At 40.2% G+C, this 13,795-nt stretch carries 16 protein-coding genes; 7 read left to right on the top strand and 9 right to left on the bottom strand.

Annotation, left to right across the window (positions count from 1 at the left end; translation table 11 throughout):
- The first annotated feature begins 74 nt into the window (after positions 1–74).
- Together lpcA and PPBDW_RS03655 are read left to right on the top strand one after the other, a co-directional pair.
- Positions 75–653 (top strand): D-sedoheptulose 7-phosphate isomerase, encoded by a 579-nt coding sequence (lpcA, locus tag PPBDW_RS03650; protein WP_036793466.1) that lies wholly within the window; start codon positions 75–77, stop codon positions 651–653.
- A gap of 88 nt (positions 654–741) precedes the next feature.
- A complete protein-coding gene (locus PPBDW_RS03655) occupies positions 742–1,539 on the top strand; it encodes a class II glutamine amidotransferase (RefSeq protein WP_036793467.1) in 798 nt (265 codons plus the stop codon).
- A gap of 81 nt (positions 1,540–1,620) precedes the next feature.
- Here PPBDW_RS03655 and purN read toward each other — a convergent pair whose 3' ends face one another.
- Positions 1,621–2,262, bottom strand: a complete 642-nt coding sequence (gene purN, locus PPBDW_RS03660; protein WP_036793468.1) for a phosphoribosylglycinamide formyltransferase — start codon at positions 2,260–2,262, stop codon at positions 1,621–1,623.
- A 4-nt stretch (positions 2,263–2,266) separates the two neighbouring features.
- Positions 2,267–3,307 carry a phosphoribosylformylglycinamidine cyclo-ligase gene (gene purM / locus PPBDW_RS03665; RefSeq protein WP_036793469.1) on the bottom strand — a complete coding sequence of 347 codons (1,041 nt, stop codon included), beginning with the start codon at positions 3,305–3,307 and terminating at the stop codon, positions 2,267–2,269.
- Positions 3,308–3,498: 191 nt separating this feature from the next.
- Between purM and upp the strand changes: the two genes are divergently transcribed.
- On the top strand, positions 3,499–4,125 hold the full coding sequence (gene upp, locus PPBDW_RS03670) for a uracil phosphoribosyltransferase (RefSeq protein WP_036793470.1): 627 nt from the start codon (positions 3,499–3,501) through the stop codon (positions 4,123–4,125).
- A gap of 84 nt (positions 4,126–4,209) precedes the next feature.
- Here upp and PPBDW_RS03675 read toward each other — a convergent pair whose 3' ends face one another.
- Positions 4,210–5,463, bottom strand: a complete 1,254-nt coding sequence (locus PPBDW_RS03675; RefSeq protein ID WP_036793471.1) for a uracil-xanthine permease family protein — start codon at positions 5,461–5,463, stop codon at positions 4,210–4,212.
- Between the two features lie 273 nt (positions 5,464–5,736).
- Here PPBDW_RS03675 and PPBDW_RS03680 point away from each other — a divergent pair, with 273 nt between their 5' ends.
- Positions 5,737–6,915, top strand: coding sequence for a DUF2066 domain-containing protein (locus PPBDW_RS03680; protein WP_237043632.1), 1,179 nt, complete (start codon positions 5,737–5,739; stop codon positions 6,913–6,915).
- 54 nt (positions 6,916–6,969) lie between these two features.
- Here PPBDW_RS03680 and PPBDW_RS03685 read toward each other — a convergent pair whose 3' ends face one another.
- The 4 genes from PPBDW_RS03685 to bepA are packed head-to-tail and all read right to left on the bottom strand — an operon-like array spanning position 6,970 to position 9,883.
- On the bottom strand, positions 6,970–7,443 hold the full coding sequence (locus PPBDW_RS03685) for a DUF2069 domain-containing protein (RefSeq protein ID WP_054261975.1): 474 nt from the start codon (positions 7,441–7,443) through the stop codon (positions 6,970–6,972).
- 14 nt (positions 7,444–7,457) lie between these two features.
- Positions 7,458–8,039 (bottom strand): NAD(P)H:quinone oxidoreductase, encoded by a 582-nt coding sequence (gene wrbA, locus PPBDW_RS03690; protein ID WP_036793473.1) that lies wholly within the window; start codon positions 8,037–8,039, stop codon positions 7,458–7,460.
- Positions 8,039–8,389: an arsenate reductase (glutaredoxin) gene (gene arsC / locus PPBDW_RS03695; protein ID WP_036793474.1), complete on the bottom strand. Its 351-nt coding sequence runs from the start codon at positions 8,387–8,389 to the stop codon at positions 8,039–8,041. Before arsC ends, wrbA begins: the two co-directional genes overlap by 1 nt.
- A 27-nt stretch (positions 8,390–8,416) precedes the next feature.
- Complete coding sequence (gene bepA, locus PPBDW_RS03700; protein ID WP_036793475.1) at positions 8,417–9,883, bottom strand: beta-barrel assembly-enhancing protease; 1,467 nt, start codon at positions 9,881–9,883, stop codon at positions 8,417–8,419.
- A gap of 162 nt (positions 9,884–10,045) precedes the next feature.
- Here bepA and PPBDW_RS03705 point away from each other — a divergent pair, with 162 nt between their 5' ends.
- Positions 10,046–10,300 (top strand): sulfurtransferase TusA family protein, encoded by a 255-nt coding sequence (locus PPBDW_RS03705; protein WP_243423001.1) that lies wholly within the window; start codon positions 10,046–10,048, stop codon positions 10,298–10,300.
- A gap of 4 nt (positions 10,301–10,304) precedes the next feature.
- Positions 10,305–11,375 carry an AI-2E family transporter gene (locus PPBDW_RS03710; RefSeq protein ID WP_036793476.1) on the top strand — a complete coding sequence of 357 codons (1,071 nt, stop codon included), beginning with the start codon at positions 10,305–10,307 and terminating at the stop codon, positions 11,373–11,375.
- Between the two features lie 80 nt (positions 11,376–11,455).
- Here the strand turns inward: PPBDW_RS03710 and bcp are convergent, their stop codons facing one another.
- Positions 11,456–11,920 carry a thioredoxin-dependent thiol peroxidase gene (gene bcp / locus PPBDW_RS03715; protein WP_036793477.1) on the bottom strand — a complete coding sequence of 155 codons (465 nt, stop codon included), beginning with the start codon at positions 11,918–11,920 and terminating at the stop codon, positions 11,456–11,458.
- Between the two features lie 76 nt (positions 11,921–11,996).
- Complete coding sequence (locus tag PPBDW_RS03720) at positions 11,997–12,533, bottom strand: ACT domain-containing protein (protein ID WP_036793478.1); 537 nt, start codon at positions 12,531–12,533, stop codon at positions 11,997–11,999.
- A gap of 359 nt (positions 12,534–12,892) precedes the next feature.
- On the opposite strand from PPBDW_RS03720, the gene dapA reads away from it, so the two are divergent.
- Positions 12,893–13,771 carry a 4-hydroxy-tetrahydrodipicolinate synthase gene (dapA, locus tag PPBDW_RS03725; RefSeq protein WP_036793479.1) on the top strand — a complete coding sequence of 293 codons (879 nt, stop codon included), beginning with the start codon at positions 12,893–12,895 and terminating at the stop codon, positions 13,769–13,771.
- Positions 13,772–13,795: the final 24 nt, after the last annotated feature.

Raw genomic sequence — 13,795 nt, forward strand, 5'->3', positions numbered from 1 at the left:
GATGTATTGCAGCATCAAGCGAGCACGTTGCTCGCTTGATTTGTATTTAATGGAAAACATTGAGAGAGCAGCTTATGTATAGAGATCTGATCCGCAGCGAACTAACTGATGCCGCTGACGTCCTTAACCGTTTTTTAAATGATGATAAAAATTTGGCTGATATTGAAGCTGCGGCTAAATTATTAGCTGACTCATTCAAGCAAGGCGGTAAAGTATTGTCATGTGGTAATGGTGGTTCTCATTGTGATGCGATGCATTTTGCCGAAGAATTAACGGGTCGTTATCGTGATGATCGTCCAGGTTACCCAGGGATTGCAATTTCGGATCCTAGTCACCTATCTTGTGTGAGTAATGATTTCGGTTACGAATATGTATTTTCTCGCTATTTAGAAGCCGTTGGCTCTAAAGGTGATGTGTTGTTTGGACTCTCAACTTCAGGCAACTCTGCTAATATTCTTAAAGCTATTGAAGCAGCCCAAGCTAAGGGTATGAAAACTATTGCTTTAACGGGTAAAGATGGCGGTAAAATGGCAGGGTTAGCCGATGTGGAAATTCGAGTACCGCATTTTGGTTATGCCGATCGAATTCAGGAAATTCATATTAAAATTATTCATATTTTAATTATGTTAGTTGAAAAAGAAATGGAAAAATAATCGTCCGGCTATTGCTCATTAATAAAGCAATAGCAACGATTGTTAATGTTTAAATGAGCATAACTCAGCGTAAAGAGCAGAAATAAAAATGTGTGAATTATTAGGCATGAGTGCCAATGTGCCAACAGATATTTGTTTTAGCTTTACCGGCTTGATGCAGCGTGGCGGTAATACAGGACCACACCGTGATGGATGGGGAATTACCTTTTATGAAGGTAAAGGATTTCGAACCTTCAAAGATCCTAATCCAAGCTGTCAATCACGTATCGCCGAGTTGGTGCAACAATATCCAATAAAAAGTCGGGCTGTTGTGAGCCATATTCGTCAGGCTAATCGTGGTGGGGTGAGTTTAGAAAATACTCATCCTTTTACGCGCGAGTTATGGGGTAATTATTGGACTTTTGCTCATAATGGCCAATTGACTGGCTATGAGCAATTAGCGACAGGGCGTAATCAAGCTGTTGGTGATACTGATAGTGAGATTGCGTTTTGTTGGTTGATGAATCAATTGGAAATTCGTTTTCCAGTATTACCTGCTGATATGACGCCGGTGTTTGGTTACTTTGCTGAGTGTTGTGACACATTACGCCAATTGGGTGTGTATAACATGCTGCTTAGTAATGGTGAGTACGTCCTCACTTATTGTACTAATAACTTACATTGGATCACTCGTCGGGCACCGTTTGGTAAAGCTTCATTAATCGATGAAGACGTTACCATCGATTTTCAACGTGAGACAACGGCGAATGATGTGGTGACTGTGATTGCAACCCAGCCATTAACGAATGATGAAAGTTGGCAGAAGATGGCAAGTGGTGAGTTTCGCGTATTCCATTTCGGTGAAACGGTTTATCATGCGATAACGACGGATGTTAGTACTCGCTAATCTTAATTTTCTGTATTAACTGCATATAATAAAAAGGCGATCTGAATAAGATCGCCTTTTTTTATATGAGTTTATTATTCGTTACTGTGCTGCATAGCCTTGTGGTGGTAGTTTGTTACCATCTAGCACAGCATGTCCATTTTGCATTGATAATCGTTGACTAAGCAGCCATTGAGTCACTAACGGATAGATATTATGTTCTTGTTGCTGAACACGCTCTATTACTTCATCAACACTGTCAGTTGCAAAAATCGGCACTTTGGCCTGTAGAATAACAGGCCCACCATCAAGCTCTTCGGTAACGAAATGGACACTGGTTCCATGTTCTTTATCACCGGCATCCATGGCGCGTTGGTGAGTATTTAATCCCGAATATTTAGGTAATAAGGAAGGATGGATATTAAGCATTCTTCCTTGGTAATGGTTGACAAATTTTGCTGATAATATCCGCATAAAACCTGCAAGAATAATTACATCAGGTTGATAAGCATCTATTTTTTCAATTAGTGCTTGATCATAGTCTTGACGGTTTTCGTAGTCAGTTGCCGCAATATAAAGGCTATCTATCTTGGCAAGTTGAGCTCGTTTAAGACCATAAGCATCGGCTTTATTTGAGATCACAGCTGCAACTCGACTATTTTTGATGATGCCGTTAGTACAACCATCAATAATCGCTTGTAAGTTACTGCCATTTCCTGAGATTAAGACAACGATATTATGCATGGATTTAGTTAATCTCTACTTGCTCTTCACCTGCTGCCGCTGTTGCAATTTTACCTAGCAGCCATGCGTTTTCGCCTTCTGCTTGTAAAATTTCAATTGCAAGTGCTGCTTGGGCTTGTGGTAGTGCGATCACTAAACCTACACCACAGTTGAATGTACGGTACATTTCATAAGTATCGACATTACCGGCTTGTTGCAGCCAATTAAAAATAGTCGGCCATTGCCAGCTGTTACCATCAACGACTGCTTTAGTACCTTGTGGTAATACGCGTGGGATATTTTCCCAGAAACCACCGCCAGTAATATGAGAAATTGCGTGAACATCACAGCTTTCAATCATTTTTAGCGCTGATTTTACATAAATTTTAGTTGGGGTTAATAAGTGCTCAGACAGTTTTTTACCGTCAAGATCTTGATCAAGATCGGCTTGAGAAACTTCTAGAATCTTACGTACCAATGAATAACCGTTTGAGTGTGGGCCACTTGAGCCGACAGCAATAAGTGCATCGCCTGCAGTTACTTTTGAACCATCAATGATGTCCGCTTTTTCAACTACACCGACACAGAAACCAGCAACGTCGTAATCTTCACCATGGTACATGCCAGGCATCTCAGCAGTTTCGCCACCAATTAGTGCACAACCTGATTGAATACAACCTTCACCAATACCAGCCACAACGCTTGCTGCTGTATCAATATCAAGTTTACCTGTTGCGTAATAATCTAGGAAAAACAAAGGTTCAGCACCTTGTACAATTAGATCGTTAACACACATAGCGACGAGATCAATACCAATAGTGTCATGCTGCTTCAGGTCCATCGCTAGGCGAAGTTTGGTGCCGACACCATCTGTTCCTGATACTAAAATAGGCTCTTTGTATTTGGTAGGAAGAGCACATAAAGCGCCAAAACCACCAATACCGCCCATTACTTCAGGACGATGAGTGCGTTTAACAACGCCTTTAATACGGTCAACTAATGCATTACCAGCATCAATATCAACACCAGCATCTTTGTAACTAAGAGAAGAGTTTTTGTTGCTCACAGATGATCCCTCAAACGTATTAAAGTAAAAAACCACAGTATGATAACAGTAGTCATTACATTAGAGCAAACGTTTGCGTTAATTTGTTGCGACGCTTAAATTTCAGTCAATTAAACATTTGATACTATCGGCAATCGATTGGCATGGTATATAATAATGCGATTTTTTTAATTTATTGCCCAGGAGTCAAAATGAAAGTCGTTGAGGTGAAACACCCACTGGTTAAACATAAGATCGGTCTTATGCGTGAAGGTGATATCAGCACTAAGCGTTTTCGTGAATTGGCAACCGAAGTTGGTAGCCTACTAACGTATGAAGCGACTTCAGACTTCGAAACAGAAAAAGTGATGATTGAAGGCTGGAATGGTCCAGTTGAAGTCGATCAGCTAAAGGGTAAAAAAGTGACTGTAGTACCAATTCTTCGTGCTGGTTTAGGCATGATGGATGGTGTATTAGAGCATATGCCAAGTGCACGTATTAGTGTTGTTGGTATCTATCGTGATGAAGAAACGTTAGAGCCAGTACCATACTTTAATAAATTAGCATCACATATTGATGAGCGTATCGCATTAGTTGTTGATCCTATGCTAGCAACTGGCGGTTCAATGATCGCAACGCTTGATCTATTAAAAGAACATGGTTGTACTCAGTTTAAAGTTCTAGTACTTGTTGCTGCCCCTGAAGGTATTGCTGCACTAGAAAAAGCCCACCCAGATGTAGAGCTATACACAGCGGCTATTGATGAGAAGCTAAATGACAAGGGCTATATTGTTCCTGGTCTTGGCGATGCAGGCGATAAAATTTTCGGTACTAAATAATAATTATATTGTTTAGCACTGATATAAAAAACCGGACTGATATAGTCCGGTTTTTTTTAACTGTTATTTGTGAACTACCAATAATTAGAGATGCTCAGTATCTTCAATTTGTGCATTATCAACCATGTTCGTTTCGCCTAAATCTTGAGGCAGAATAAGGTTTAATAAAATAGCCACGATGCCACATAAGCTGACACCTTGTAAACTAAACTCCCCAATGCCAAATGCCATACCTCCGATGCCGAACACTAAGGTCACAGCAACGATAACTAGATTGCGAGCTTTATGTAAATCAACTTGGTTTCTAATTAGAGTATTTAAGCCAACGGTTGCAATCGAACCAAATAATAAAATCATAATACCGCCCATTACAGGAACGGGAATGGTTTGTAATATCGCACCAAGTTTACCGACAAATGCTAATACGATAGCGGTTACAGCGGCCCAAGTCATGATCACCGGATTAAATGCTTTGGTTAACATTACCGCACCGGTTACTTCTGAATAGGTGGTATTTGGGGGGGCGCCAACAAGAGATGCCGCGATAGTGGCAATACCATCACCCGCCATTGTACGGTGTAAACCTGGTTTTTTAAGGTAGTCTTTACCGGTAACATTTGAAATCGCTAAAATATCACCAACATGTTCTACTGCAGGTGCAATTGCGACAGGGATCATAAATAGAATGGCGTTGATATTGAATTCGGGAAGGGTAAAGTTTGGTACAGCAAGCCAACTAGCTTGTATGACTGGTGTGAAATCAATCACACCAAAACCAAGGCTAGTAATGTAGCCAGCAGTAATGCCTCCTACGATAGGAATTAATTTTAAAATGCCTTTAGCAAACACACTTAAGATAATCGTTACAGTAAGCGAAATCGCTGAAATCCATAGTGCAGTATCATGGGCGATTAATTGAATGTCACCGCCACCTGTTTTACCTACTGCCATATTTACAGCAGCAGGAGCGAGCCCTAAACCAATAACCATAATCACTGGACCGACGACGACAGGGGGTAATAGACGATGAATAAAGCCAACCCCACGCACTTTGATGATGCCGCCCATAATGACATAGACCACACCTGCCATCATTAATCCGCCCATGGTACTTGCAACGCCCCATGTTTGAATGCCATACATCATTGGGGCAATAAAAGCGAAAGATGAGGCCAGAAAAATGGGTACAGAACGTTTGGTGACGACCTGAAATAAAAGTGTGCCAGCACCTGCGCCAAATAAAGCAACATTAGGATCTAAGCCTGTCAGTAACGGCACTAGAACCAAAGCCCCAAATGCGACAAATAGCATTTGCGCACCTTGAAGAACCTGCATCATGATATGTATTCCTAAGTAAAAAAATCGCGCAATCCTAGCATGGAAGCAAACGATAAGCTTTATGAATAAAAGCCAAAAAACACTTTTAATTGTTCGAATTTAGACCGAGTGGCGCTTTATTTGCATGAAAATAGCTATCACGCAGTTAAAAATGTGCGTTATAAAATTATATTGTCGAAATTGTCGAATGAAATTTACATACTGTGCGCTATGATACGGCACCGATGATAAAACCAGTTGTCTGTCTTACTAGGTCTATTTTTTGAATTAACCATGAGTCTTACTATGTTGCGATTTGCATTATTATTTTTAGCAGTATTGGCATTGCCGATACAAGCTGCGACGGTGAATGATCTTTATCAAACCCAGGTCACCTTGATTGGAAACGATCAACAAGCCGATCAAGCTGCACGCGAGCAGGGATTGGCAAATGTGTTGGTCAAAATATCAGGCAATACTGATATTCTTAATAACCCAGCGATTAAGACGGCAATCACTAACAGTGGTAGCTATATTAGTCAATTTGGTTATAGCCAAGTGGATGGTCAACGTGCGATTGATCTGAGCTTTGATAAAAACCAAATTAAACAATTACTGATTCAGTCAAAAGCCAGTATTTGGAAAGATCAACGCCCTAATATTCTAGTGTGGATGGTTGATAGCGATGGCCAACAGCGCAATATTTTGTGGGATCAATCAACCAATGCTTTGATTAATGATACGAAGCAAGCGGCTGATAGTCGTGGTCTGCCATTAACATTCCCTGTCGGGGATATAACAGATGCAACGGCAGTCAATGTTTCAGATTTATGGGGGAATTTTATTGATCCTATTGCTGCTGCAAGTACACGTTATCATGCTGATGGTGTATTACTGGTCAAAGCACTACAGCAACCAAATGGTAATGTAAGCTTAAATTGGCAATTTTACCCACAACAACCAAGTAAGATTGCCTCAGCTGATACTCAACCGATTACTGGCACAACATCGGGGACGTTGGCACAAACATCAACCAAGATGATTAATCAAGTTACTGATTATTTAGCTCATAAATATGCAGTAGTGTTGGGCGGTGTTGCTGGTGGTCAGATTAATATTGAAGTAGATAATATTCAGTCAACAGAAGACTTTTTTGCATTAGAGAAAATGCTAAATAACTTAACTACAGTTGGTAGTGCTAATGCCATGAGAATTAAAGGCAATAGCGTTATTTTTCAATTAAATCTTCAAGGCTCTGAGCAGGCATTCCGTCAAGAAATTAGCCATGACGATCAGGTTCACCAGACCCAATCAGCAGTGGCTTTTGCAGCCGATCCTGTATTACCAACAGCGACAGCACCCGTTGGAGCATCTACCTCGACATCAACAGCTCCAGCAATCACAACATCTTCGGTTCCAGTGGTTAATGCTTTAACGGTAACACCGCAAAATATTTATTATTGGAATAGCTAATTTTACTCTGTTACAAAGTGATTAGATGAAGCGTTATTTGTGAAAGAAAAAGCCTCAGTACCTGTGTACTGAGGCTTTTTTATACTTATCCATTTTTATAGAGGAGCAGCTGTTATAGCGGGCATGTTCCTCACGTTCAACGTGTGATAATCGCTTTAATTTAATCCCTAATTCTTTAGCGCGTAAACGGGCAAAAATAATATTACTTACAAAGCAAAGTGTCACTATTGCTAACTCTATGGTTGCGAGGGCTCGTTCACCATCGTTGAGCGTAATTAGGGTTGCTGCATGTAGAAAATAAAACATTAAAATAAAATTTGCCCATGCATGGGTATAAGGTTTTGCAGCTAACATACCAAGTAGGGGAAATAATAATGGTGTGATCCACAACAGACTAATGGCTGTAGCTGATAAGTGTTGATGGGGAGATAGGTATAGCTGCCACATGGCAATAAAAACGATTAAACCGCAATGACTGATTAATGCAGATTGACGCGCAAAATATGTTAAAGGTTGCATTTTGGGCATGAAATGATCCTTTTTTAGCCATTTAATTTACATGCAATGGTTGCTAAACGCCGTCCGATGGCTTGAGCAAGTGCTATTTCATCTGGGTGTAACTGCTTACTAATACCATGATTAATATGCGATGCACCATAAGGTGTTCCACCATGGCTGGTGGTATGTAATAGGGGTTCAGAGTAGGGAATCCCCACAATTAACATGCCGTGATGTAACAGCGGTAACATCATTGATTGTAGCGTAGTTTCTTGGCCGCCATGCAAAGATGATGATGATGTGAACACACAGGCTGGCTTACCTATCAATGTTCCCGATAACCATTCACCACTGGTTGTATCCAAAAAATGTTTAAGTGGCGCCGCCATATTCCCAAATCTAACCGGACTCCCCATCGCCATTGCTGCACATTGCTTAAGATCGTGATGGCTAACAATGGGATCGGTTGTCTTGATCGCGGTTACGGTTTGCGTAGTTGCTATCTCTGCAACGGTTCTTAGCACTGCTTCACAGCCATCAACTTGTTCGATACCACGACTAATATGACGCGCTAATTGGCGAGTATTACCATGAAGGCTGTAATAGAGCACTAAGATTTTTGTCATTATAAAATACTCAAAACCCGCTCTGGTGGACGCCCAATAGCGGCTTTATCATTATTAACGACAATAGGTCGTTCGAGTAATTTAGGCTGTGATGCTATCGCTTCAAATAATGCCAGATCAGTCAGAGTTTGATCACCAAGTTGTAACTCTTGGTATTGTTGCTCTTTAGTTCGCATCATATCTCGCACACTGGTGTAGCCTAATTGGCGGTAAAGTTGTTGTAGTTGCTTAACCGTTGGTGGCGTGTCTAAATAGTGGATAATCGTAGGTGTAATACCATGCTCAGTGAGCAAAGCTAATGTTTCACGACTTTTTGAGCATCGTGGATTGTGGTAAATAGCAACTGTCATATTGAATCCTTTTTGAATCAGTAGAAATTAAAAAGAAGAACGTAAAGCTTCAAATTGTGATTGTTGAATTCGAAGTTGATCTAATCGCGCATCATAGCGGGCCTGATCGAGAGAGCCTAATTTTGCTTTTTGGGCCGCCTGAGTATAGTTACTGATTGCAAGTTTCCATTGGGCGCGTAATGCCGCTAACTCACCCATCGCCGCGAGCTCACCTGCACGTTGGTTTTGTTTAGCATAATTTTGAGCTAATAATGCCCAGCCATTGATATCATTAGGGTGTTGATAGCTATAACGATTGAGTATGCTAAGGCTTTGCTTATACTGCTTAGCTTCCAGTAATATATTAGCAAGATTAAGTTGTAATACACTACTTTCTGGTTGATATTGCAACGCTTTTTCTAACCGTGTAATCGCTTTATCATAGTGCTTTTGATATAAATTTAAATCAGTTATCGCATCAATATAAAACAAATTATTGGGTTCAGATGCGATCAATGGCAACAGTAGTTGTTGGGCTTTGGCATATTGACCGTTATCGAGATAAACCAAACTTTTACCATAATTTAATTCATTACGTTGGTTAGGAGCGGCTTTTTTGAGTTCCGTATTAAACCAGTTTAGGGCGGAAGTTTGACTAAAACCCAGGTTACGCGCCACGATCCGTGATTTTGCTAATAGGTAACGCTCAGAAGGTGGTAACCTCACACTTGGATAGTTATCGGCACGCATACGACTATCAGCTATACGCGATTCAGGCAACGGGTGGCTCAGTAACATCGGCGGTAATTTGGAGGTATAGCGGTACTTTTCAGCTAAGCGGCCAAAGAAATGTGGCATTGCTTGTGGATTAAAGCCGGCTCTAGCAAGAGTGGCGATTCCAATTCTATCGGCTTCTTTTTCATTGCTACGGGTGTGATTGAGCATACCTTGTATCGAGACGGCAGTGGTGGTGTGTAATGCCGCAATGCCAGCTTCTGGTGCGGCAACGACTAATAACAATGAGCCTATCATTGCAGCCATTGTTGCTGACTTTTTCTTTGCTCGGTCTTCTAAAGTTCGTGCAAGGTGTCGTTGAGTGACGTGGGCTATTTCATGAGCAATAACAGAGGCTAATTCACTTTCTGTTTTAGCATGTAAAAATAATCCTGAATGAACACCAATATTTCCGCCAAATAATGCAAATGCGTTTATTTCATAATTTTGGATTAAGAAAAAATTAAATGGGGTTTTAACACCGTCAGCATTAGCAACTAACTTATGCCCGAGATCTTGAATATATTCGGATAATACAGGGTCATTAATGATTGGGCTACTGGCATGCATCATTCGCATATACATGTCGCCATATTTGATTTCTTTATCAATGGTTAGTGTCGATGCCGCTGTGGTACCGATATCTGGTAGTGATGTGGCATTACTTGCAACAGCGGATAAGCTAGTCGTTAGCAATGCTGATAGTAAAAGATAGGCTGGCACTTTAGCTAATTGGAACATATTAATAATACAACCACCATGTCGATTAATATAGGATAACGGGATAATGAACGATAACCTGCTGCGTTGTTATGACAGCTAATTTTAGCTTAGGTTCGCTATTGTGATATTCGTTTTGTGGTTATCTCGCTTATTCCTTGCGGTTAAGGTTACAATACGACAATGGATAATCACTGTCACTCTATTGGAATGGAAATCCTAACGCTTGATCTTATGGCATCCCGTTGCCCGTTAGCATTATTGATGGTAAAGCGAAGCTGTAGAGGCTTATCGCCGACCCAGAAACTTGTAATTAAGGTTTCACAACCCACGGCAAAAACGGATATTGTTCGTTATTTACAAAATAATGGATTTATTATTGATATACAGGCTGATGGTATTGATCAGCTGGTGATTATTGTAAAAAAAGGACAGTAACTTCATGCTGGATATGTTTAAAAGTTGGTATCAACGCCGATTCTCTGATCCTCATGCCGTGAGTTTAATGATCATTTTAGCAGGTGCTTTCTTAACCTTATATTTCTTTGGTGGATTAATCACACCGCTATTAGTTGCGATTGTTTTAGCTTATTTACTTGAATCACCCGTCGCTCGTTTGACCCTGTGGGGGATACCGCGAACAATATCTGTTGCGATAGTCTTAATTATTTTTGCAGGCTTAATGGTATTAGCTTTATTTGGTTTAGTGCCGACTATTTGGCATCAAATTACTAATTTAAGTGCTGATGTACCTAAAATGCTTAATGACTTGCAGATTTATGTATCAAGCTTACCTGAACGCTACCCTGATTTTGTGCAGCCGCATCAAGTCACAGTGTTAACCAATACGTTGCGCGAAAAAGTATTGGCTTTAGGTGGCAGCGTTGTTAAAGGCTCATTATCATCATTGGTTAGCTTGGCAACGTTAGGCGTATATTTAATTTTAGTGCCTTTATTAATTTTCTTTTTGCTTAAAGATAAAGATACCATTCTGCGTTCATTTATTGGTGTATTACCTAAGAATCGTCGTTTAGCCAGTAAGGTTAGCACCGAAATGAACCAGCAAATCTCTAATTATATTCGCGGCAAAGTGATTGAGATTTTTATTGTTGGAATCGCAAGTTATATTGTCTTTGTGGTAATGGGACTTCAGTACGCGGCATTACTCGGCGTGTTAGTGGGGTTATCGGTATTAATTCCTTATATAGGTGCCGCAGCTGTAACAGTACCTGTTGCGATGGTCGGTTTATTTCAATGGGGTTGGACACCTGATTTTTGGTGGTTACTGGCTGCCTACGGTATTGTGCAAGCATTAGATGGTAATGTATTGGTTCCAGTATTGTTTTCTGAGGCGGTTAACTTACATCCAGTGGCGATTATCGTTGCAGTGTTAGTGTTTGGCGGTCTATGGGGATTCTGGGGCGTGTTTTTTGCAATTCCATTAGCAACCTTAGTTAAAGCGGTATGGGGGGCTTTAGTGATGAAAGAAAGTACGCCACCGGTGAGCTACTAATATCGATAATTTATAGTGAAATAATCACGAACAAAAAAGGCCTATATGGCCTTTTTTTGTGGTCGTCGTTTGAAAGAGTATTACTGATTAAGATAATCAAGTACCACTTGATGGTGATCTTTGGTTTTGAATTTATCAAATACATGCTCAATTTTGCCTTGCTCATCAATTAAGAAACTGATGCGGTGCAAACCATCGTAAATTTTACCCATGAATTTTTTTTCACCCCACACACCAAATTGATCTGCAACAGCATGATCTTCATCAGATAATAATGTGAAGTTAAGATTGTCACGCTCAATAAATTTAGGTAGGCGCTTAACTGGATCAATACTGATACCTAACACAACTACGTTATGTGCTTCAAGTTCTGCTTTACTGTCGCGTAAGCCGCAAGCTTGAACAGTACAGCCTGGGGTCATCGCTTTAGGATAGAAATAAGCCAGTACTTTTTTACCTTTGAAGTCACTTAGACTGACGGGTTGGTTGTCTTGATTGAGTAAAGTAAAGGTTGGGGCGAGCATTCCTGCGGTTAGGGTATTCATGCAGCTGTCCTTTTAATAAGTCATAAACGGCAAATATAACACATGCTGTTATGGTGGTTTTGAAGGGCTATATTAATTAATGGTGGCCAATAAAGTTTACAGTACCGTGAGCATTGAGTTCATTACAAAGTATTTCATATTCTTCTTGTAAGCTCACTAAATTACAATCTTCTGGTAAGTTGGTACTGATTTGAAGCACTAATTGGTTGTCGATATTAGCATGGCCATTTTCAATGGTATTGGCACTCAGTGTTGAAATGTCAATTTTACGACTGGCCATGAAATGGGTGAAATGTTTAATAAGTCCAGGACTGTCTTTTGCTTCAATATGAAAATCAGCAGTATATGGAAAGAAACGAGCAATATGCTTGTTGGTGCGTTTCATCACGGTAATTAAATCATGTTCTTGGCCTTTAAGTGGCAATGTCGATTCAATCCTTGAGATAGCATTGCTATTACCAGAGAGCAACATAATCAGCGTGAACTCAGAACCAAAAAGAGCAATTCGACTATCAATGATGTTACAGCCACTGTGTGCGACAAGATGGGTGATCTCATCGGTGATACCTGGGCGGTCAGTACCTACTGCGGTTATTACGAGGTAATGTTCCATATTTAGCGCCATTTTTTCGTGATCATTATTAGCATGTTAGCACAGACTGATTATTCAAAAGAGCGCAAATTAGCACCAATAATCACAATTTTTTTTATTATAATTGTACGGTTAGCAATAATAATTGCTTAAAAAGATTCGTTTTTGGTGCTAGAAGCGTTAAACATTACCGACTCGCTTCAAATGAATACGATAAAGCACGTCAGTTAACTGTTTTCAGTCACCCTTTGCTTGAGTTTATAGTCATGCAAAAGTACCATGACTTATAACTAGCTATATACCGTAACCATTTTTTATTGATTGGTTGTTAATGTTGTTAGTTTAGAATCGTTGCGATATATAAAATAGGGGAGACGGACATGTTTTCAGGAAGCATGGTAGCACTATTAACGCCATTTGATCCTTCAGGTGAAGTTGATTACATCGGCTTACAGAAGCTAGTTGATTACCATATTAAAGCGGGTACGACGGCTATTATTGCAGTTGGAACAACGGGTGAATCAACCACACTAACAGTTGATGAGCACATTAAAGTTGTTTTAAAAACGCTAGAGTATGTTGATGGACGTATTCCTGTTATTGCTGGTACTGGTGCAAATGCAACCCATGAAGCAGTAACGATTACCAAACTGTTTTCAGGTACCGGAATTGCGGCCTGCCTTAGTGTGACACCATACTATAATAAACCGACGCAAGAAGGTTTATACCAACATTATAAAGCAATTGCAGAAGCGACTGACATACCACAAATTTTATACAATGTGCCAGGCCGCACCGCCGTTGATTTACTACCAGAAACTGTTGCTCGGTTAGCTAAACTTGACAATATTATTGGTATTAAAGATGCGACTGGTGATATTACTCGCGTTAAAAAAACACGGGAACTTTGTGGCGCAGATTTTATCCAATTAAGCGGTGATGATGCAACGGGTGTTGATTTTGTTGCTGAAGGTGGCCATGGTGTCATTTCTGTGACAGCCAATATTGCAGCAGCAGCAATGGCGACGATGTTTAATCTAGCCTTAGACGGTAAGATTGAAGCTGCCCAAGAAATAAATCAACGCTTAATGCCATTACATACCAAACTGTTTGTTGAAGCTAATCCAATTCCAGTGAAATGGGCTGCTTACCAAATGGGATTAATTGAACACGATAACTTACGACTTCCGCTTACTGTTTTAAGCGAATCACAGCAACCTATTGTTAAGCAAGCACTCATTGACGCTAACGTATTATAATACTTAGTCGCTAATAAGCAGCGG

The sequence above is a fragment of the Photobacterium kishitanii genome, assembly GCF_000613045.3.
GTDB classification, from domain to species: Bacteria; Pseudomonadota; Gammaproteobacteria; order Enterobacterales; family Vibrionaceae; genus Photobacterium; species Photobacterium kishitanii.

Excerpts from the sequence above, each read along its gene's own strand:
- lpcA (WP_036793466.1), top strand. The coding sequence starts at position 75 with ATGTATAGAGATCTGATCCGCAGCGAACTAACTGATGCCGCTGACGTC.
- PPBDW_RS03655 (WP_036793467.1), top strand. The coding sequence starts at position 742 with ATGTGTGAATTATTAGGCATGAGTGCCAATGTGCCAACAGATATTTGT.
- purN (WP_036793468.1), bottom strand. The coding sequence starts at position 2,262 with ATGCATAATATCGTTGTCTTAATCTCAGGAAATGGCAGTAACTTACAA.
- upp (WP_036793470.1), top strand. The coding sequence starts at position 3,499 with ATGAAAGTCGTTGAGGTGAAACACCCACTGGTTAAACATAAGATCGGT.
- PPBDW_RS03675 (WP_036793471.1), bottom strand. The coding sequence starts at position 5,463 with ATGATGCAGGTTCTTCAAGGTGCGCAAATGCTATTTGTCGCATTTGGG.
- PPBDW_RS03680 (WP_237043632.1), top strand. The coding sequence starts at position 5,737 with ATGAGTCTTACTATGTTGCGATTTGCATTATTATTTTTAGCAGTATTG.
- PPBDW_RS03685 (WP_054261975.1), bottom strand. The coding sequence starts at position 7,443 with ATGCCCAAAATGCAACCTTTAACATATTTTGCGCGTCAATCTGCATTA.
- wrbA (WP_036793473.1), bottom strand. The coding sequence starts at position 8,039 with ATGACAAAAATCTTAGTGCTCTATTACAGCCTTCATGGTAATACTCGC.
- arsC (WP_036793474.1), bottom strand. The coding sequence starts at position 8,389 with ATGACAGTTGCTATTTACCACAATCCACGATGCTCAAAAAGTCGTGAA.
- bepA (WP_036793475.1), bottom strand. The coding sequence starts at position 9,883 with ATGTTCCAATTAGCTAAAGTGCCAGCCTATCTTTTACTATCAGCATTG.
- PPBDW_RS03705 (WP_243423001.1), top strand. The coding sequence starts at position 10,046 with ATGGATAATCACTGTCACTCTATTGGAATGGAAATCCTAACGCTTGAT.
- PPBDW_RS03710 (WP_036793476.1), top strand. The coding sequence starts at position 10,305 with ATGCTGGATATGTTTAAAAGTTGGTATCAACGCCGATTCTCTGATCCT.
- bcp (WP_036793477.1), bottom strand. The coding sequence starts at position 11,920 with ATGAATACCCTAACCGCAGGAATGCTCGCCCCAACCTTTACTTTACTC.
- PPBDW_RS03720 (WP_036793478.1), bottom strand. The coding sequence starts at position 12,533 with ATGGAACATTACCTCGTAATAACCGCAGTAGGTACTGACCGCCCAGGT.
- dapA (WP_036793479.1), top strand. The coding sequence starts at position 12,893 with ATGTTTTCAGGAAGCATGGTAGCACTATTAACGCCATTTGATCCTTCA.